General features: G+C 65.4%; 17 protein-coding genes. All 17 read right to left on the reverse strand.

The annotated features are described in order from the left end of the window. Positions 1-577: 577 nt before the first annotated feature. The 17 genes from ISP20_RS20730 to ISP20_RS20810 all read right to left on the reverse strand — a co-directional run bounded on the left by ISP20_RS20730 (position 578) and on the right by ISP20_RS20810 (position 18,408). Positions 578-892: an EF-hand domain-containing protein gene (locus ISP20_RS20730; protein WP_204638124.1), complete on the reverse strand. Its 315-nt coding sequence runs from the start codon at positions 890-892 to the stop codon at positions 578-580. Between the two features lie 75 nt (positions 893-967). Continuing rightward, positions 968-2,665, reverse strand: a complete 1,698-nt coding sequence (acpA, locus tag ISP20_RS20735) for an acid phosphatase (RefSeq protein WP_204638125.1) — start codon at positions 2,663-2,665, stop codon at positions 968-970. Next, the gene (locus tag ISP20_RS20740) at positions 2,662-4,227 is read right to left on the reverse strand and encodes a S10 family peptidase (protein ID WP_204638126.1); all 1,566 of its coding nucleotides are present in this window, start codon (positions 4,225-4,227) and stop codon (positions 2,662-2,664) included. Before ISP20_RS20740 ends, acpA begins: the two co-directional genes overlap by 4 nt. Before the next feature lie 21 nt (positions 4,228-4,248). Next, positions 4,249-5,793: a S10 family peptidase gene (locus ISP20_RS20745; protein WP_204638127.1), complete on the reverse strand. Its 1,545-nt coding sequence runs from the start codon at positions 5,791-5,793 to the stop codon at positions 4,249-4,251. Between the two features lie 272 nt (positions 5,794-6,065). Further along, positions 6,066-6,800, reverse strand: coding sequence for a DUF2968 domain-containing protein (locus tag ISP20_RS20750; RefSeq protein ID WP_204638128.1), 735 nt, complete (start codon positions 6,798-6,800; stop codon positions 6,066-6,068). A gap of 124 nt (positions 6,801-6,924) precedes the next feature. After that, positions 6,925-8,997 carry a TadG family pilus assembly protein gene (locus ISP20_RS20755; protein ID WP_275586832.1) on the reverse strand — a complete coding sequence of 691 codons (2,073 nt, stop codon included), beginning with the start codon at positions 8,995-8,997 and terminating at the stop codon, positions 6,925-6,927. A 5-nt stretch (positions 8,998-9,002) separates the two neighbouring features. Continuing rightward, positions 9,003-9,404, reverse strand: coding sequence for a DUF3613 domain-containing protein (locus ISP20_RS20760; protein WP_204638130.1), 402 nt, complete (start codon positions 9,402-9,404; stop codon positions 9,003-9,005). After that, positions 9,401-10,228, reverse strand: coding sequence for a tetratricopeptide repeat protein (locus tag ISP20_RS20765; RefSeq protein WP_204638131.1), 828 nt, complete (start codon positions 10,226-10,228; stop codon positions 9,401-9,403). Before ISP20_RS20765 ends, ISP20_RS20760 begins: the two co-directional genes overlap by 4 nt. Before the next feature lie 2 nt (positions 10,229-10,230). Continuing rightward, positions 10,231-11,166 carry a type II secretion system F family protein gene (locus tag ISP20_RS20770; RefSeq protein WP_204638132.1) on the reverse strand — a complete coding sequence of 312 codons (936 nt, stop codon included), beginning with the start codon at positions 11,164-11,166 and terminating at the stop codon, positions 10,231-10,233. A gap of 65 nt (positions 11,167-11,231) precedes the next feature. After that, positions 11,232-12,158, reverse strand: a complete 927-nt coding sequence (locus ISP20_RS20775; protein ID WP_204638133.1) for a type II secretion system F family protein — start codon at positions 12,156-12,158, stop codon at positions 11,232-11,234. Further along, positions 12,155-13,519, reverse strand: coding sequence for a TadA family conjugal transfer-associated ATPase (locus tag ISP20_RS20780; RefSeq protein WP_204638134.1), 1,365 nt, complete (start codon positions 13,517-13,519; stop codon positions 12,155-12,157). Before ISP20_RS20780 ends, ISP20_RS20775 begins: the two co-directional genes overlap by 4 nt. Then, positions 13,504-14,784: a CpaE/TadZ family protein gene (locus ISP20_RS20785; protein ID WP_204638135.1), complete on the reverse strand. Its 1,281-nt coding sequence runs from the start codon at positions 14,782-14,784 to the stop codon at positions 13,504-13,506. Before ISP20_RS20785 ends, ISP20_RS20780 begins: the two co-directional genes overlap by 16 nt. Positions 14,785-14,795: 11 nt before the next feature. Continuing rightward, positions 14,796-16,097 (reverse strand): type II and III secretion system protein family protein, encoded by a 1,302-nt coding sequence (locus ISP20_RS20790; RefSeq protein WP_204638136.1) that lies wholly within the window; start codon positions 16,095-16,097, stop codon positions 14,796-14,798. Then, on the reverse strand, positions 16,094-17,083 hold the full coding sequence (cpaB, locus tag ISP20_RS20795) for a Flp pilus assembly protein CpaB (protein WP_204638137.1): 990 nt from the start codon (positions 17,081-17,083) through the stop codon (positions 16,094-16,096). The genes ISP20_RS20790 and cpaB overlap by 4 nt, the downstream gene beginning before the upstream one ends. 20 nt (positions 17,084-17,103) lie before the next feature. Then, positions 17,104-17,598, reverse strand: a complete 495-nt coding sequence (locus ISP20_RS20800) for a TadE/TadG family type IV pilus assembly protein (protein WP_204638138.1) — start codon at positions 17,596-17,598, stop codon at positions 17,104-17,106. Then, positions 17,595-18,119 (reverse strand): A24 family peptidase, encoded by a 525-nt coding sequence (locus ISP20_RS20805; protein ID WP_204638139.1) that lies wholly within the window; start codon positions 18,117-18,119, stop codon positions 17,595-17,597. The genes ISP20_RS20800 and ISP20_RS20805 overlap by 4 nt, the downstream gene beginning before the upstream one ends. 109 nt (positions 18,120-18,228) lie before the next feature. Next, a complete protein-coding gene (locus ISP20_RS20810) occupies positions 18,229-18,408 on the reverse strand; it encodes a Flp family type IVb pilin (protein ID WP_204638140.1) in 180 nt (59 codons plus the stop codon). Positions 18,409-18,708: the final 300 nt, after the last annotated feature.

The raw sequence follows: 18,708 nt of genomic DNA on the forward strand, positions 1-18,708 counted from the left end.
GGGCTACTGTGGGAGCGCACTTGTGCGCGACAAGCCGACGGAGCGGTACATCCATGCGTGGCTGTCGCGCACAAGTGCGCTCCCACAGAAAGCACACAGGTTCCCGCGAGCACCCGCCCCTCACCCCGGCCCTCTCCCCGGAGGGGAGCGGGAGAGGTGCGGTACATCGCGTACAAGCCAAGGGCGATGCGAAGCGAGCTCCGCTTTAAGTCCTCAGCGATTCGGGCGCGTTGCGCAGCGCATTGAAGTACCCCTGGGGTAACCTCCCATGGAGATCCGGTGGGACGCGCTGCGAGCGTTCGTGCTTGGATTCAACACGATGCTGCCAGCTTGAAAGGCCATTTCTTTGGGTTACTTTTCTTTACTCCGGGCATCCTGCCCTCCGCCCTTCGGGCCGGCTTCGCCGTTCGCATGCGCTCCTGCGTATGCGTGGGCCGGCAAAGAAAAGTGACTCGAGCGGCGGCAGCCGATCGAAACGCCCGCTGCGTCCCACGGGACTAGCTTCGCGTCGTAAGCGGCCCGGTCACGGGATCGCGACATCCGGGCGAGAGAGCGGCTTTGCCGTCTCAACAAAAAATCAGTGAGTCGACGCCGCCGCTGCCGGATGCCGATGTCCTTGTTGCAGCGACTTCACGTAATCGAGCACATCTTGCTTCGACACCGTGCCCTTGTGATCCTTGTCGATGGCATCGAAATGCGCGCGGATGAACGGCACCGGGCCCTTCTCCGCTTCTTCCTTGGTCAACAGGCCGTCCTTGTTCTTGTCGGCGATGTCGAAGTTCTTGTTGGCGATCTGGGCCTGCTGGGTCAGGCTGCCAAGGCCGCTCTGTGCGTGGACGCCAGCGGCGAGGACGGTGGTGAGTGCGATGGCGGTCAGAACAGTGCGGCGCATGATTCTCGCTCCCTGAAAAGGCGCGCGAAGTATGTCACCGGGAATGTGAGCAGTTCGTTCGCGCGCCGTCCGTCTTCAGGCGCTCAGTTCCAGCGCGTTGGTCAGATCGCCGGGAGGCGGGCCGCCCGCTGCGATCATCGCTTGCTCGCGCATGCTCAGGCCGGGCAACTTCTCCAGGCCGAAGCGGCGCGTGAGGAAGCGCGCGATCGAGCCGGTGTCGTAGATCGTGTGGTCGACGTGGCCCTTCTTGGCGAACGGCGATACCACCAGGGCGGGGATGCGTGAACCCGGGCCCCAGCGGTCGCCCTTGGGCGGCGCCACGTGATCCCACCAGCCGCCGTTCTCGTCCACGGTGATGATGACCATCGTGTGCTTCCACGATGGCGATTTCTGCAACGCATCGACAATCGCCATCACGTGGCGGTCGCCGGTATCCACGTCCGAATAGCCGGCGTGCATGTTGAGGTCGCCCTGCGGCTTGTAGAAGCTCACTGTGGGCAAGCGATTGGCTTCGATGTCGGCGAGGAAACGATTGGTCTTCGAGGTCTCGCCCACGCCGGCGTCGCGCAGGTGCTTAGCGCGTGCGTCGGTGCCGGGCGCGAAGCTCTTGAAGTAGTTCAGCGGCTGGTGATGGATCTGGAAGTTCGGACGCTGCGGGAACTGGTGTTCGTCGCCGTCGCCTTTGCCATCGAGTGCTAGCTGCCAGGCACCGGCGTACCACGCCCAGTCCACGCCCTTGGCGGAAAGCGCATCGCCGATGGTCTTGTGCAGCTGCGGCGGCAGCGTGTTCGGACTGTCCTCGGAGGCCATCAGCGGATTCGTGCCCGACTGCGTGCTGGTGGGCTGATACGGCGGCATCATGGTGTTCACGGCCCAGAAGTCGGGCGTGAGTTGGCTGCGCGAGATCGGCTTGGCTTTGCCATCCATCGCGCTGTGCGGTGAATCTTCGGCGAGCTTCAGGCGCGGATCGTCCGCCTTGCCGCTTTCGGTCACGGCGATGTTGAATTGAGCCGGGCTGTGGTCTGCATTCGGATAGAACGGCGGTTGTGCGGCGACCAGGTACTGATGGTTGAGGAAGGAGCCGCCGAATGCGCCCATGAACCAGTTGTCGCACAGCGTGTATTGCCGCGCGAGCTGCCACAGGCGCAGGTTGGACGCGCTGTCGTCGTAGTGGCCCATCACCATTGCGCCGGTGTCGCCCCAGGCCACGAAGCCGTCGTTCTTGCCGCCGTTGATCTGGCGCTGGTTCTCGTAGAACGCATGAATGAGATCGCGCGTCACCACGCCATGCGGCAACGGTTCGCCGTCGCCCGTGCGCAACGCCCACGGTGCATTCGGCAGGCCAGTGAGATGGTCCTGCATCACCTGGTAGTCGCGGTGGTTCACCGTCTGCTTGTGCGGCGCCAGGCCGTGCCAGATCGGCGGCAGCTCCTTCAGCACGCTGCCGTCGCGGTCGCGTTGCAGGTAGGCGTCGGGCTTCAGCGCGCCGAGCGGCTGCTCCACGCCGGGGAAATTGGCGAACAGGTTGTTGAAGCTACGGTTCTCCAGGTAGATCACCACGACCTGCTGGATGTCCTTGCGCAGCGCTTCGTCGATGGCCGCGGGGGCCATCGTCGACGCTGCCGGCTTCGCGCCGGCAGCGAGCGTCTCGGTGCCGGCGATGGCCAGCGCGGCACCGCCCAGCGCGAGGCCGCCCAGCAGGCGGCGTCGCGAGGGGTCGTCGGGTTGTTCGTCAGATGATTCGGGGAGAGGCGGGGGAGGAAGCTTGGTCACGGTGCGGCGTCATCATAGAAACGGGACAGATCGGCCTTGGTCTGCTGCAAGGACGTCTGGTCAAGATAAATCATGTGACCCGAAGGATAAAAACCGAACGTGACATTCTTGCGTTCGGCCGGCTCCAGCCCGAGGTGGGTGAGGTCGAACTCGGTGGCGTAGAACGGCGTGGCCAGGTCGTAATAACCATTGGCCGAGAACACCTTCAGGTGCGGATTGCGGCGCATGGCATCGGCCAGGTCGTCGGCCACGTAGGTGGCCTGCAGCCAGCCGCCGTTCTTCTTGCGCTTCCAGTCCCAGTTGCGGCCGATGGCGCCGTAGTTGTTGGGCAGGTAGGCGCGATCCTCGGTGAACTTCAGTTCGGTCGCGGCGTACTGGTTGAACACCGCCACGTAGGCGCCGGTGATGGCGTCGCTGGCGGTATCGCCATCGGGCGTTTCGCCGGCGGCGTCCGGATCGATGCCCTGGAAACGGCCGTCCAGACGGCCAACGGTAAGGCGCTCATTGCGCAGCAGTTCCTTGCGGAAGCGGCTGGGATTCACGCGCAGGTTGGCTTCCTTGATGTATTGCGGCGACAGGCCGAGGTAACGGCTCATCTGGTTGGCCACGCGATCGGCTTCGGCCGGATCGATGGTGTCGCCCTTGGCCAGCGCCAGCGTGTAATCGCTGGAGGCAAAGCGGCGCACTTCGGCGAGGAACGTGCCGATATCGGCCGGCTTGTTCGGCACCTTGTTGTGGTACCAGGCAATCGCCGCCTCGGTCGGCAGGTTCACGATGTAGCCGTGGTCGATGCCCGGCGCGGCCACCGAGAAATCGAGGATGGAGGACATCAGCACGACGCCGTTGAACTCCATGCCCGCGTCCTGCAGCGACTTCACCAGCACGGCGGAGCGCGTGGTGCCGTAGCTTTCGCCGAACAGGAACTTCGGCGAATTCCAGCGGTTGTTCACGCTCACATAGCGGGTGATGAACTTGGTGAACGCCTCCGCGTCCTGGTCCACGCCCCACACGTCCTTGCCTTCGGTCTTGCCCACCAGCTGCGAGTAACCGGTGCCCGGCGCGTCGATGAAGACCAGGTCGGTCTTGTCGAGCAGGCTCTGCTCGTTCGGCACCCAGCGGTACGGTGCCGGCGGAATCGGCTTGTCGCCATCGTTGGCCACGCGCACCGGACCGAACGAGCCCATGTGCAGCCACATGGACGACGAACCCGGGCCGCCGTTGTAGAAGAACGTCACCGGACGCTTGCTGTTCTTGCCACCGTCGGCCGTGTAGGCGACGTAGAAGAAGCTCACCGTGGGCTTGCCCTTGTCGTCGCGGATGGTCAGGCGTCCAGCGGTGGCGGTGTAGTCGATGCTGCGGTTGCCCACGCGTACGCTGTGCTTGGTCACCACGCTGCGCTCGGGCGGCGTGGGCTGGGTGTGCTCGTCGGCGTTCTTGTCTTTGTCCTTGTCGCCCTGTTCGGTCTTGGCGGCATCCTTGGGCGTATCGGCGGCGTGCAGCGGCAGGGTGCCCAGGGCCAACAGCGTGGCAAGGGCGAGCGAAGCAAGCGGAAGCTGGCGCATGTCAGTCGTCTCCGGGTCCAATCAGGAGTGGGTGGTGGCGTCGTAGTAGCGTGCCAGGTCGCCCTTGAGCTGCTGCAGCGCTTCGGTGTTGAGGTAGATCATGTGGCCCGACGGGTAGTACAGGAAATGCACGTTGCCGCGCAGCGACGGTTCCAGGTTCATGTGCGAGATGTCGAACTCGGTGTTGAAGAACGGCGTGGCGAAATCGTAGTAGCCGTTCACCGAGAGCAGCTGCAGATGCGGGTTGGTGCGCATCGCATGCGCCAGGTCGCCGGCCACATAGGCCATCAACAGCGGACGCTTGATGCCGGCCGCCTGATGCTTCCAGTCCCACGACTTGTTGATGTCGCCGAAGGTGGGGCGATAGTCGAGGTCGCTGTGGTAGTTCAGCTGGTTGACGATGTAATCGTTGAACGCAGTGACGAACGCGCCGCTGATGCCGGTGTCGGAAGCATCGTAGTCGGGCACTTCGCCGGCCGCGTCTTCGTCCACGCCTTCGAAGCGCGCGTCGTAGCGGCCGATGGTGCGGCGTTCGTTGCGCAGCAGTTCCTTGCGGAAGCGCGACGGGTCCACACGCAGGTTGGACTCCTTGATGTACTCCACCGACAGGCCGGTATACGCCGCCAGCTGGCGCGCCACGGCGTCGGCTTCGGTCGGCGAGATGTCCTGGCCCTTGGCCAGCGCGCTTGCATAGCGACCGCTGGCAAAGGCGCGTACCTGGTCGATGTACGACTTCAGGTCGGCCGGCTTGTTGGCGAGCTTGTTGTGATACCAGGCAGCGGCGGCGTAACTCGGCACGTAGCCGATGTACATCGCGTCATAGCCCGGCATGCGCATGCCGTAGTTGAGGATGGAGGACATGATGATCACGCCGTTGAACGACATGCCCTTGTCCTGCAGCGCATCCACCAGCGCGCCGGAGCGCGTGGTGCCGTAGCTTTCGCCGTAGAGGAACTTCGGCGAGTTCCAGCGGTTGTTGATCGTCACGTAGCGCTGGATGGCACGCGAGAACGCCGACACGTCCTGGTCAACGCCCCAGAAATCCTTGCCCTCGGCCTTGCCGAGCGGTCGCGAATAACCGGTGCCCACCGCATCGATGAAGACCAGGTCGGTCTTGTCGAGCAGGCTGTCGCTGTTGGACACCAGCTTGTACGGCGCCGGCGCGGTGGCGGCGGGGCTGTCGGTGGCGATGCGCACCGGGCCGAACGAGCCCATGTGCAGCCACATCGAGGAGGAACCCGGGCCGCCGTTGTAGAGGAAGGTGACCGGGCGCTTCTCCGCCTTGCCGTCCACCGTATAGGCCACGTAGAACACGCTGGCCTGCGGCTCGCCCTTGTCGTCGCGGATGATCACCGTGCCGGCCGTGGCGGTGTAGGACACCGAATGGCCGTTGATGCTCACGCTGTGCTTGGTGCGCACGGCGGTCTCGGTGCTCGGTGCCTGGACGTCCTCGTCCTTGCTGGCGGCCTTTTTGTCTTTGTCCGGCGGCGCATCCTTGGCCAGGGTGACGAAACACGGCGACAGCACAAGGCTGCCTGCCATCAGCAAGGTCAAGAGACGGCGCATGCAATTCCCCGGTATTGGATCGATGTAAGTCCCGAGTATGCGTATCAAGGTCACGCGGCGACCGTGACAAAAGTACTGGTTGGCTTGCTTTTCGCTGACCAAATGCGACGGCGATCCTTCGCAGGATCGTACGCAAGGCAGCCTGGATCAGGCCGGGAATGCTTCCGATGTCGTTGTTGCCAGTCGGCTTTTTCTTCGCCGCTCACGCCGCAAAAAGAAAAACCGCCGCTATCCGTGAGGATGCGGCGGTTCGGACGGCCAGGTCGGCTCGCTCAGGGCGACGCGGCGGGCGGCTGGTTCGGCTGCGGGGTCGGCGCCGCGGTGGTGGCAGGCGCCGGCGTGGGCAGCACCAGGTTCGGATTGGACTGCATCGTTTCCAGGGCGCGGATCTGCTGCTTCACCGCATCGAGCTGTGCATTGGTGTTGTGCAGATCGCTGCTCAGCGCCACCGCCTGCTGATGGGCCTGCTCCTGCTGGGCGGCCACCTGCTGCGCTTGCTGCTGCTGGTTGTTCGCGTCCTGCTGCAGGCTGCGCAGCTTCGCCTGGTTCACCGCAATCATGTGCTCGGCGTACTTGTTGCCGGCATCCAGGCGCATGGTGTCGATTTCGACCTGGCCCAGCGTCTGCGTCTGCGACACGAAGGTGCGATAGAGGCTCTCGGCGTCGTCGAAGGAATCGGTCTGCATCACGCGCCAGAATTCCTTGCCGTGGAACAGCACCACGTAATAGCCCAGGGTTTCCGGACGGAACAGCAGGCTCGCGCCATAGGTGCTGTTGTACGTGGTGCGCACTTCGGTGAGCTGATGGTTGTCAATCAACTGGCGAAGGCTTTCCACCGTGCTCAGCGGCACCTTGGACTGGGTGGAAGCGGCCGGCTCGGGTGCGGGCGGCATCGGGTTGTTGCTCGTCGCGGGTGCGCTCGCGCACGCCGAAGTGGCCATGAGCACCAGGGTGCCGATCGCGAACAACACCCGCCGTGGGCTCGCGCTGCGAGTCAAAGCCTTCATCCTGAAATTCCCCTTTGATCGTGGCCCGCCCTGGAAAGCGCTGCTGCGCGTATTTCCAGCCCTTTGCCAAGCCAACCGGGACAGTCTAAGGGTCTGTTTGTGGGGGTCAAGAGGCGATGCATCGCTAGTAGACCAACTGCACACCGTGACACTGCAGCGACTGCAGACTCACCGTGCTGACACCCAGTTTGATGCCCAGGATGTCCCTCAGCGCCGGCGTCAGCACCTGCGAGCCGAGCTGGTTGAGCGGCCCCTGCAGGGTCTGCACCACGAAACCGAGCACGGCTACCAGGCTGTTGGGCAACGAGGTGGTGCCGCCATTCATGGCGGTCTGGATGGCCGCGATGCAACTGTTCTGGAAACCCGCCGCGCAACCCGTCTGGGTGAGCACGTTGCCCAACAGGTTGACCACGCCGCCGAGCAGGTTGCTGGTGCCGGTAAGAATGCCCGGCACATTGAGCGTCAGCGTGCTGCCGAGAATGTTGCCGACCTGTCCGCCGGTGTTCTGCAGAAAACTCTGCAGGCCCGTGGTGGTGCCCGACAGCTGGGTCAAGGCTGCCGAGAGCTGGTTGAGGTTGGGCGTGAGACCGGTGTGGGCGCCCGCATTGTTGTTCCACAGGTCGGTCGCCAGCGGCGTGGAGATCGATGATGGCGTGGATGTCGCCGTTTGGTTGAGCAACGCGGTAGTCAGTGCGTTGAAGACATTGGTGACGGTGGTGCCGATGTCGAGCGGGGTGCCGCCGCTGGGAATGTTCGCCGATTCGCCCGCGGCCAGCGTGCCGCTGCCATTCGCCGGCAAACCGGTGATCACGAACGGGTTGACCACGCTGGCCACGGTTGCGCCGGCGACCGTCACATTCAGCAAGGGAGCGCCACTGACCGCGGGGATCTGATCGCAACTTCCCGCGGTGCTGAATGCGCTGCTTTGCGATATGCCGCCCACGCACATCTTCAACACCGATGATTGCACGCCGAAGGTGGCGTGATACGGGCTGCTGTTCTCCGTGCACAGGCTGTTGAGCGTCGCCTTGGCGTAGACCAGGTCGATCGCAATGGGCAGGTTGAGGCTGATCGACGTCTTGGCCAGCGAGCTCACCAGCGTGCCCAGCAACGGGATGTTGTTGGTCGAGAACTGCACGTTGATGAAGGCGCGCACCTGCGCCGTGGACGCGCTCGTACCCACGCCACCAATGCCGATCGACGGCGGCTCGATCACGCTGAAGGCGCTGCTGATGCTGAAGCCAAGAATATTCGGCACAGCGACGGCACCCTTCAGGGCGTGTTGCCCGGTGGCCACGCCGACCGCGCCGCTGATCAGCTGCAACGCATTCACCTGGGCATTGAGCGCCGTCTGCACGCTGCTGTCGGGCGCCGTGATCTGTGCGAACAAGCCGCTGGTCGATCCACTGGAACCCAGCGTGACCTTGCCCGGTGCAGTGCCGACGGCGGCGGTGACCGCGTTGACCAGGGTGGCGTTGGCGCTGAGCAACTGCTGTTGGCCGGCCGCATTCACCACGGCATTGAGCACGTCGATCAACGCGTGTGCCTGCACCGACGAGGCGAGCAACTGGTTGACGCCGCCGACATCGAGGTTGGCCGGCACGCTCACGCCGAGCTGGTTGAGCAGACCCGAGGGCGTGACGGTGGCCGTGGCCAGTCCGTTGTAGCCGACCAGCGTCGCCTCGGGGATGTTGAGTCCAATGCCGGTGAGCAATTGGCCGAGCGGCGATTTTCCGCTGACGTCCACCAACGTGCTGCCGATGCTGAAAACCGCCACGGGCTGCAAGCCGCTCGCCACCGCTTCGGCGCTGACGTTGGGCAGTTTGCCCGCCATGCCCCAGATGGGCAGCACCGAACGCTGCGCTACCACTTTCACCGCATTGGGCGTGCCGGTCGTGCCGGCGAAGTGATCGCTGCTCCCGTTGGCCGGGTTCCAGGTGCCGCAGTTGACGCTGAGCTGGCCGGTGAATCCATTTTCCGTCGTCGCGTTGCCTGTGGCGGCGGTGTTGTTGCCGTTGCCCGACGTGCACGCGTTGAGCTGCTGCGCACCGGCGAGGGCCGCCAGGTCGGCCACCTTCTGCGTGTCGCGCTTGGCCCAGTACAGATAGCCCACTTCCACCAGGCCGAGCATGGTGATCAGGCCCAACATCATCAACAGCATCGCTACGGCCGTGGAACCGCTTTGCGCGCGCCGCATACGGGTCAGGGCGAGCTGGAGGTGGACGACGCATCGGCACTCTTGCTGACCGCCGCGTCATAGAACTCCGGAATCGGATGCTCGAAGCTCTTCAGGTAGCGCTGGTAGCTCGCCGACGCCTCCGGGCCCGGTATCGGCAGATGCTTGCCGGCATGCGTGCCCTGCGCTTGCATGCCGAGCAACTGGTGCGTGGTGTCGCCTACCTGCGTTTCCTCGTTCGCACTATCGGTTGCCGTTGGCGCGGGCGCGGCGGCAGGCGGCGGGCTGTCGACGGTGGCGGGCGGCGCCGTGGGCGCCAGCATCTGGCCGGTGATCGGCGCTTGCTGTGCATGGGCGGCGATGCCGGCCGAACATGTCAACGCCAACGCGATGACAACCTGTCGGGAGATGCGAAGCGAAATCGTCATGGGCGTGCCTCGTAAGCGGTGCCATCCGTGGTGAAGCGTTGCAACATGCTGGCGGGTACATCCGTGCCGGCGGTGCTGTTCGCTGGGCGTGCCGGTGCGCTGGCGGCTTGCGCGCCAGGCGTCGCCGAGCGCGTGCGGCGCGATGCGAGCTGCACGGCGAGACGATGCACGTCGTCCTGGCTGCTCGCAGGCAGCTCGCCGCGCTGCATGATGGCGTCGGCCCGCGTGGTGTCACCTGTCAGCATGGCCCATAGCGCCAGGTTCGCGATGACCTTCGCATTGGTGGGATCCAGCTCGGCGGCCATCGCGAGCGGGTCCTTCGCGGCGGCCGTCTGTCCATCGCACAAGCGTGCATAGCCCAGATCGCTCAGGTACGCGGCGTTGACCGGCTCCAGTTCGGTGGCCTTCAGCAGCGCTTCGTCGGCCGCCGTCGCATGACCCGACTGCGCCTCGACCAGGCCCAGCCCATGCCACGCGGCAGCGGCCTGCTCGCCGCTGAGAAGGCTGCGATAGATGACGCGCGCGGCATCCAATTGACCGGTGGCACGCAGCGCATCGGCCTGTCGGCGACGCAGTTCCGGCGTGTTGCCGAAACGCTGGCGATACGCGTCGATGTGTGCGAGCGACGCGTAATAGGCCCCTTGCTGCTGCATCTGGCGAATCAGGTCCATATAGACCGACTTGTCGTCGCGGGCACTGTTGCCCGGCGCGACCAGTGATGCCGTGGGCGTGTGGTTGGGATAGCCGCCGAGCGTCTTGCCGCACGCTGCAAGCAGCACGCAGGCGATTGAGGCAAACAGCCAGCGAGGCAGGGAAGTGCGCATGGTCAGTGTCCTCCCAGCTTGGTCATGGTGGTGATCAGCGAGATCGCAGCCGGCCCGGCCAGCACCAGCATCAGTGCCGGAATCAACGTGAGCATCATCACCACGGTCATCTTCACGGAGAGCTTGCCGCTCAGTTCCTTCATGTGCAGCTTGCGTTGCTCGCGCAGGCGATCGCCGAACTGACGCAGAGGTTCTTGCACGGCGCCGCCGTGCTCATGCACCTGCACGAGGATCTGCACGAGGCTCTTCAGGCCGTCGTTGTCGAACTCGCACAGGCGATGCAGCGACTGCATGCGCGTGCGGCCGCGCAGGTACAGTGCGTTGGCGTCGCCGACCTCGCGGCTCATCAGCGGCATCGCTTCCTGGAAACGGTCGGCGACCATCTGCAGGCTCTGGTCCACGCTGAAACCCACGCCCTGCAGCAGCCGCAGCAGATCGACCAGCAAGGGCAGTTCGTCGTCGGCGCGTTTGCGCAGCCGCTTGGCCAGGCTGCCCAGCACGAGCTTGGGTGCGATCAGGCCGAATGCCGCGGCGCCAAGCAACACCACGAAGGCGCTGAAGCCGCTGGGCGCCAGCCATAGCATTACCGGCAGCGGCACCGCCATGGCCAGCGCGAGGCGCAGGCCGAGAAACATCGCCCGTCCCTGGCCGGTGTTGCGGTTGATCTGTCCCAGCAGCAGCCGGTCTTCCGGCGTGATCAGCGCACGGCCCAGCCGTCCGGTCTCGAAACGGCGGCCCAGCGCAGCCAGCGTGTGCAACAACAGCGTCCAGGCGTCTTCCTGGGGCTCGGCCGGCGTATCGCCGGGGTTGCCTGCGCGCGGGCCGAGCAACGCCCGGTCGATCAGCCGGCTTTCCTGCTGGCGCTGGCGGTAGTGGCGCAGCGCCTCGCTGGCGAACAAGCCGCCGCCCGCCGATAGCGCCACCAGTGCGGCAATCATGATCCAACCCACTTCCACGACGCACCCCCAGCGAACAGCGAAAGAGACGACAGCGCCACGCGCTGCTACAGCGATTTGGCCAACCGGTACAGCAACAGGCCGCCGGTCAACTCCAGCCCGAGCGCGATGAGCAGGATCTTGTGGCCCAGCGCTTCGGTGAACATCGGTTTGAAGAACGACGGATCGAGCAGCGTCATCACCGTGGACACGGCCACCGGCAGCAAGGCCAGCACCCAGGCCGACATCCGCGTTTCGGCGGTGATCGCCTTCAGCTCGGAGCGCGCGTGCGCGTGGTCGCGCATAAAGTCACTCATGCGCTGCAGGATGTGATCAGCCCGGCCGCCCACGCGCATGCCGATGCCGAACACGGCATGCAGCAGCGAGAGTTCTTCCAGCGCATAAGGACGCGACGCCATCGCCAGCGCCTGGTCGAGATCGGCGCCGGCGTGCATCGACGACAGCGTGCGATCGAGCACGCCGCGCAAAGGCATCGCCACCGACTTGCTGGTGCTCTGGAATGCCATCGGCAGGCTGTTGCCCACGCTGGTCATGCGGATCATGCCGTCGAGGAAATCCGGCAGCTGCGCCAGCAAGAGCTGTTGCTGCTTCTCGATGCGGCGGCGCAGCCACAGCCATACGGCCGCGCCGTACAGGGCAAGCATCAGCGGCATGCCCCAGGCGCTGCCGATGCGCCACCAGGCCAGCAAGGTGAGTGCGATGCCGGGAGCGGCCAGTGCGAGATAGATCGACCGGCGGGTCGGAAGCGCCGCGCGCGTGAGCACACTGTCTGCCCGCTGCAGCAGGCCCGGCTTGCGCGGTGCCGGCAGCGGCGGCGGTGCGCGAGGATCGGTTTGCCCTCGCGTCACCAGCCGTTGCTCGATGCTCTCCAGACTCTTGCGCTGCTGCAGGCGCAATGCGCTGCCCCACCACAGCTCGATCGCGCCAGCGAGCAGCAGCAGTGCGAGCGCGGCCAGCGACAGCGCCTGGATCATGCGAACGGCCCGTTCGCTTCGCGCAGCAGCTGCCGGAACGGTTCGAGCTTGCTGGTATGCGGCTGCAGGCCGAGACTCATCCAGCGGTCGATCTCCTTGCCGTCGCGGTCGACGAAGGGATCGTGGCGGTACATGTCCTGCGTGGTGATCACGTTGTCGCCCACGCCGGTCACTTCGGTGATCGACGAAATCACCCGGCGGCCGCTACTCAGTCGCGCGATCTGCACGATGAAATCCACCGCGCTGGCGATCTGCCGGCGCAAGCTGGTCTCGCTGCCCTGGAAGCCGGCAAAGCCCGCCAGCATTTCCAGCCGGTACAACGCATCGCGGGGCGAGTTGGCGTGGATGGTCGACATCGAGCCGTCGTGGCCGGTGTTCATCGCCTGCAGCATCTCCAGTACTTCGACGCCGCGCACCTCGCCCACCACGATCCGGTCCGGACGCATGCGCAGGCTGTTGCGCACCAGGTCGCGGATGCTCACCGCGCCTTCGCCGTCGAAACTGCCGAGCCGGCTTTCCAGCCGCACCACATGCGGATGGTTGAGCGCGAGTTCGGCGGTGTCTTCCACCGTGATCACGCGTTCGTGCGCGGGGATGAAGCTGGCCAGCGCATTGAGCAGCGAGGTCTTGCCCGAACTGGTGCCGCCCGACACGATCACGTTGCAACGGCCGAGCACGGCCGCTTCGAGGAACGATCGGATCGCGCGATCGAACGTGCCCTTTTCCTGCAGTTCGTCAGGCGTGAACGGATCCTTGCGGAACTTGCGGATGGACACGCACGGGCCGGCGACCGAGAGCGGCTCGATGATGGCGTTGAGACGGCCGCCGTTGGGCAGGCGGGCATCCACCATCGGGTTGGAGTCGTCCAGCCGGCGGCCCAGCGGCGCGAGGATGCGGCGCACGATGCGCAGCAGGTGATGATTGTCGCTGAAGCGGATGTTCTCGCGCTTCAGCACGCCCTGGCGTGACACGTAGACATCGTCGTGGCCGTTGATCAGGATGTCTTCGACCGCGGCATCCAGCAGCAGGTCGTCCAGCGGACCGAAGCCGGTGAGTTCCTTCACCAGCGCGCCGGAGACCTGTTGCATCTCCGACTCGTTGACCGGGATGCGCCACTCCTGCACGAAGCTGGCGGTCTCCGTTTCCACGTACTTGGTGACCGTGGTGCGCGACCACGATGCGATATCGATGCGCTGGTCTTCGATGCGGTTCAACAGGAATTCGTGCGCCGCCGACAGCACATCCTGGAACTGCTGGGTCTGTTCGAAAGGCAACGCAGGGCCATCCAGCCGCGAAGAGACGTCGGCACGGCGCAGTGCGGCAGCGAGCAACGCACTGGAAGAATTCAGTGGCGTTTCCATAAGTTCCCCCGTATCGGGTTGAGCAAGGTCCTCCAGCCGCGCTTGCCGGCGTCGCGCTTCGTGCGCAGCCGGAAACGGGCGAGGAGCGGAGCGAGCGCACGCACATAGGCGTCGTTCGCGGCGATTTCATGCAACAGCGAGCCGCGGTTGGCGGCGGCGCGCAGGGTGCGCGAGCGTTCCGGCAAGGTGGCCAGCAGCGGCAGGCTGAAGCGCTCGGCCATGCGTGCGGCGCTGAGGCCGCAGGCCTCGTCGTAGCGGTTCACCAGCAGCGACACCCGCAGGTCGCGCGCCTGCGCGCGTTCGAGTTGGCGCAGGCAGGTGTCGAGCGCCACCATCGAACCGAGCGCCTGGTCGGTGACCAGCCAGATCGCATCGGCCATCTTCAGCAGGCTGTGCGCGACATCGTCCAGCGCGCGGCTGTCCAGGTCGCACAGCACCAGGTCGTACATGCCCAGCAACCGTTCCAGCAGGGGCACGACCTCGGCGCCGGCCAGGCTGATGTTGCGTTCGCGGGGTTGTGCCAGCACGGCGGCGCCGCTGCTGTGATGCGGCACGGCCGTGCGTACCAGGGTGGCATCGATGCGGCTGGCGTGGCGCAGCGCGTCGTCGAAATGGAAGTCGCCGCCGGTGCCCAGATAGAGCCCGATATCGCCGCTCGAGTGACCCAGATCGAACAGCATGACGCTGTTGCCGCTGGCGGGGGCAGCTGCCGACGGTTTGATCGCCGCCGCCATGGCGCCCAGGTGCGCTGCCAGCGTGCTGGTGCCCAGGCCCGGCCGCACGCCGCAGAGTAGTACCAGCTGTCCGCGCCTGGGTGCGCGCGCGGGTTGTCCGTCCGCTGCATGGCGCAGCTGCTCCAGCGACGTGCGGAGCTGATCGAGGATCTCCTCGTCGCCCGCATCGATGTCGATGAAATCCTTCAGCCCTGCACGCATCGCGCAGAGCACGCCCGCGCCCCGATCCGATGCCGCCGAGCCGATCCCCAGCAGCACCAGGCCCGGATCGATCGCCATCAGCTGGCGCGCGATCTCGGCGGAAGCGTCGGTATAGCCCTTGGAGAAATCGAGCAGGACCAGGCGCGGCTGATGTTCCTCCAGCGCGCGGCGGCTGGCGGCGAACTGGTGGCTGTCGCACCACGCCAGCGTGACCAGCTGGCGCAGGCGCGCGGAGAAACGCTGCGCATTGTTTTCGTCGGGCGAGTAGAGCAGCAGCGTCGAGTCCAACGCCGGCTTGGTCAAGGTCACCACCGTGGGGTTTGCTTGCATGGCTTTTGTCCTCAGCGCGAGAAGCCCGGCAGTTGATCGGACCCGGCCGGATTGAGCAGCCACGAGCCCCACACCGGCAGGTTGTTGCGCTGCTCGCGCTCGCCGGGCAGCGGCAGCCTGGTGTCCTTGGCGATCGGACGCACCAGGTGCGGCGTCACGATCAGCACCAGCTCCTTATCCTGGCGGCTGTATTTGAGGTCGCGGAAGAACGAGCCGAGGATCGGGATGTCGCCCAGCAGCGGGATCTTGTCCACCTGGCTGGTGATGTTCTGGCTCACCAGTCCGCCGATGATGAAGGTCTCGCCATCGCCCAGTTCCACCGTGGTGTCGGCGCGCCGCGTGCTGATGGCCGGTACGGATACGCCGTTCAACACCACGGCATTGGTGTAGTCCAGATCGCTTGCTTCGGGCGCTACCTTGAGCGCGATGCGATCCGGCGCGAGCACGGTGGGCGTCACCGTGAGACCGATGCCGAAGGGCTTGTAGACGATCGTGGTGGTGCCCAGGCCCTGCGGCTCGGGAATCGGCAGCTCGCCGCCCGACAGAAAACTGGCGCTCTGACCCGACAACGCCACCAGCGTCGGTTCGGCGAGCACGCGCGCCATGCCATCGCTCTGCAGCAGATTGAGGTTCGCGTTCCAGGCGTGCTGACCGTTGGCGCTGGTATGTCCCATCACCAGGTTGAAGGCCGAGGAAATGGCGCCGCCCGTGGTGGTGGTCGGACCCAGCGGCGAAGTGAAGCCGTAGCGAAAACCGTTGTTGGTGGCGTTGAAGTTGATGCCGATCTGGCTCATCACCGTCTTGTCGAACTCGACCACCTTCACTTCCACCTGCACCACGCCGCCGCTGGCGACACTGGAGGCATCGATTACCGCGCCCTTGTCGCCTACCGCATTCTGTGCCGCGGCCACGCCGCGTTCGTGCTCGAGCATGCTGTCGGCCTGGCCGCGCAGGACGGCTTCGTTGTCTTGCACGGCGATGTGCAGGCCGCTGTCGCTCTGCAGTGCGGCCTGTCCCGCGCTGCGCACCTCCACGGCCAGTCGTTGTGGCGCGGCATCGCCACGGCGCCATAGCAGCAGCGTGGTTTCGCCCGGCTTCTTGCCAACCAGCAGCGCATCGCGTTGGCCCTTCAGCATCACGATGTCGGTGACGGAAGGATCGGCAATCGCCACGCGCTGGATGTCCGTCGGCAGGTGCCAGGGACGCTGTTCGTGCACCTGCAGCGAAATCGTCGCATCGTTGACGGTGGCCGCATGCGTCGCCAGCAGCGGCAGCGCGGCCATCGCCAGCAGGATCCAATGACGCTGGCTCATGGAGTCACCGCCAGAGCCGCGTGCGAGGAGGCGACGTTGGTGCCGCGAATGATTTCCGGGCCAGCCTGCGTTGGGGCCCGTGGCTGGATCGATGGTGTGCTCGTTCGTGCGCGCCCCAGCAGGCCCGCGTCCTGGATACCGGCGAAAGCGCGGTTCTCCGGCGTGAGCAGCCAGGCACGTTGTTCGGCGGTGAGGTCGCTGCGTGGCGCCAGCACGGTAGGCGGCAAAGGAAACAGCAGATCGCTCGGCATGCCTTGATCACCGGGATGGCGCAGCGCAAGCGACACCTTGCCGGCCTGCAGGCCAAGCACCAGTGGATCGACCTCCGCCAGGGGCACCGCGAGTACGGCCATCTTCGCCGCTGCCTCGTTGGCATCGTTCCTGGTGACCGGTGTGGACTGGCCGACGTTGGGCAAGTCGCGCGCACCGTAGGCCAGCACGCGCAAACGAGCGGCAAGCAGTCGGCTATCGGTATGTTGGCGGCCCAAGGAGGCAGGGTTGAGTTCTTCCATCTTCAACGTCACCACCACGTCGACGTAATCGCCGGGCTGCACGCGGTAGCCTACGCCGGAGACTTCATCGACCGGCACCGCCAGCGCGCGCTCGCCCGGGCGCAGCTGCATGGCAATCGGGTTGGCGAGCAGGGCGGAGGTCACGACGGTGCCTTCGGGAATGTCCACACGGGGCACCTGGCCCACCAGCAGTTCGATCTGGCCATAACTTCCCTCGGGCGCCGTGGAAACCGCCACGTCGCGTAGCGCTGCCGCAGGAATTACTTCGCCGGCCGGCAAGGCTTGCGCAGCGACGACGGCGTGCGCTGTTTTCGCCGGGGTCACCGGTGCGGCTGGCGCCGTGATGGGCGCGGCGGCCATCGGTGGCGGCGCGTCCTGTTCCGGACGCCGCTTGCCGAGGGTGAAGGCGACCAGCGCCAGCACGGTCGCGAGGACAACCAGCACAAGGGCGGCGATGCGTGACACGTTGTGCATCTGGAGGTGTCTCCGGTTTGTCAGGTGCCCAGGTCCAGCTGCACGGTGGCCGAGCTGCTGAGGTTGGATTTCATCAGCCATCCGTACAGCGCCGAGGCGCCGGGTACGAACGGGTGCGTGTTGTAGTCGAACGACGCCACCACCGTGATGCATTTCATGGCGGCATTGCTGGGGCAGGGCGTGGCGGCGGAAATGGCGACCGGCGCATAGCTAGCTCCGGGAGCGGCCGGCGTGCCGCAATTCGCGCTTTCGCCGGAGAAGGCCAGCAGCCAGGCCATCGAGCGCTGCGCGGCGTAGCAGGCATTGCTTTGTCGTTGCGCCACGGTGCCGTACTGCAGCGCGGCCCGCGCACCCTCGGCCGACGCCAGCGACAGCGATTGCTGCGCGGCGAAGATCAGCACGCCGGTCAGCGTGATCAGCAACAACGGCAGCACGCCCAGCAGGAATACAAAGGCGAATTCGATGGCCGCCACGCCACGCTGTCGCGTCGGGTTCGCGCGATGACGGATGATCATGCGCCCTCCCAATGCATCAGGTCGGGAGTGAGCACGGTGACGATGGCGGCAATGCCGAGATAGGCGGCATGCGGCAGCCCCACACGGCCTTGCCGTGCATGCAGGGAACGCTGCCACAGCGGCGACGCATGCAGATGCTGGCGCACCGTGCTCACGCCCGGCGCATACGCAATGCGCGGCAGGCGAAACAGCAGCATGCAGACGGCATGCACACCGGTCATCAGGCAGCCGATGATCCAGATCGGCAACAAGGCACGCACGCCGAGCAGAAAGCCCAGCGTGGCGAGAAACTTCACGTCGCCCGCGCCCATCCAGCGGATGGCGTAGAAGGGCAGCATGGTGACCAGTCCGGTGACCAGCCCGGGCAGGGATGGCCAGACGACGGGCGTGGCGCCAAGCAGCCGTTGCAGCAAGGTCGCGGCGACAGCGGTCAGCAGCGTGGCGGCGAGCCACGCATTGGGTACGCGGCGCGCATACAGATCGCTCAGCACGACGGGCGCGCTCAGAACGATTGCAAGCATCGAAAGTACCGTGACCATGCCTTCCCCCTATGGAAGCCGAGCGGCCGTCCCTGGCCGGCCCCCGATGAATCGGTGACGTCGCGCTCCGCGACGTCTTTTCTCCACGCGTTTAGCTGGTGGCACCGTCCACGACAGTGCCGAGCGCGGTGAACACCTTTGCGAAAAGCTGCGAGAGAGGCGTCTTGAAAGCGGCCACCACCGCCGCCGCTACGATCGCCGCAAGAATCCCGTACTCGATCGCCGTGATGCCGTCCTCTTCCACCAGAAAATTGCGAATCATCGTCTTCATTGGTTTGTCTCCCGTAGAGCCCCGCGCTCTACTTTTTGGTATCTGATCAGCCACGCCTCTTTGTTTATCGGCCGCGGCTGCCCCTATTGAGCATTTGGCCCATAGTCCATTCGGACTATTAAATCGATTGCACGAGCCGTGCCTTTTATCGGTCCAATAATACGAATGGCCAGTTGGATCGATTAATTACAATCGACCCGAAGGGCTCTCCGACCATTTAGATCGAAATAATCAATTTCGCGTGAAAATGATGATTTTGTGAAGTCAATTTCACGACAGTTGGCGACGGAAAAATGGCGC

The sequence above is a fragment of the Dyella kyungheensis genome (assembly GCF_016905005.1).
GTDB classification, from domain to species: domain Bacteria; phylum Pseudomonadota; class Gammaproteobacteria; order Xanthomonadales; family Rhodanobacteraceae; genus Dyella; species Dyella kyungheensis.

Bases quoted from the DNA above. Each gene is read 5' to 3' on its own strand.
- ISP20_RS20730 (WP_204638124.1), bottom strand. From the start codon at position 892: ATGCGCCGCACTGTTCTGACCGCCATCGCACTCACCACCGTCCTCGCC.
- ISP20_RS20740 (WP_204638126.1), bottom strand. From the start codon at position 4,227: ATGCGCCAGCTTCCGCTTGCTTCGCTCGCCCTTGCCACGCTGTTGGCC.
- ISP20_RS20745 (WP_204638127.1), bottom strand. From the start codon at position 5,793: ATGCGCCGTCTCTTGACCTTGCTGATGGCAGGCAGCCTTGTGCTGTCG.
- ISP20_RS20750 (WP_204638128.1), bottom strand. From the start codon at position 6,800: ATGAAGGCTTTGACTCGCAGCGCGAGCCCACGGCGGGTGTTGTTCGCG.
- ISP20_RS20755 (WP_275586832.1), bottom strand. From the start codon at position 8,997: ATGCGGCGCGCGCAAAGCGGTTCCACGGCCGTAGCGATGCTGTTGATG.
- ISP20_RS20760 (WP_204638130.1), bottom strand. From the start codon at position 9,404: ATGACGATTTCGCTTCGCATCTCCCGACAGGTTGTCATCGCGTTGGCG.
- ISP20_RS20765 (WP_204638131.1), bottom strand. From the start codon at position 10,228: ATGCGCACTTCCCTGCCTCGCTGGCTGTTTGCCTCAATCGCCTGCGTG.
- ISP20_RS20770 (WP_204638132.1), bottom strand. From the start codon at position 11,166: ATGATTGCCGCACTGGTGGCGCTATCGGCGGGCGGCGGCTTGTTCGCC.
- ISP20_RS20775 (WP_204638133.1), bottom strand. From the start codon at position 12,158: ATGATCCAGGCGCTGTCGCTGGCCGCGCTCGCACTGCTGCTGCTCGCT.
- ISP20_RS20780 (WP_204638134.1), bottom strand. From the start codon at position 13,519: ATGGAAACGCCACTGAATTCTTCCAGTGCGTTGCTCGCTGCCGCACTG.
- ISP20_RS20785 (WP_204638135.1), bottom strand. From the start codon at position 14,784: ATGCAAGCAAACCCCACGGTGGTGACCTTGACCAAGCCGGCGTTGGAC.
- ISP20_RS20790 (WP_204638136.1), bottom strand. From the start codon at position 16,097: ATGAGCCAGCGTCATTGGATCCTGCTGGCGATGGCCGCGCTGCCGCTG.
- cpaB (WP_204638137.1), bottom strand. From the start codon at position 17,083: ATGCACAACGTGTCACGCATCGCCGCCCTTGTGCTGGTTGTCCTCGCG.
- ISP20_RS20800 (WP_204638138.1), bottom strand. From the start codon at position 17,598: ATGATCATCCGTCATCGCGCGAACCCGACGCGACAGCGTGGCGTGGCG.
- ISP20_RS20805 (WP_204638139.1), bottom strand. From the start codon at position 18,119: ATGCTTGCAATCGTTCTGAGCGCGCCCGTCGTGCTGAGCGATCTGTAT.
- ISP20_RS20810 (WP_204638140.1), bottom strand. From the start codon at position 18,408: ATGAAGACGATGATTCGCAATTTTCTGGTGGAAGAGGACGGCATCACG.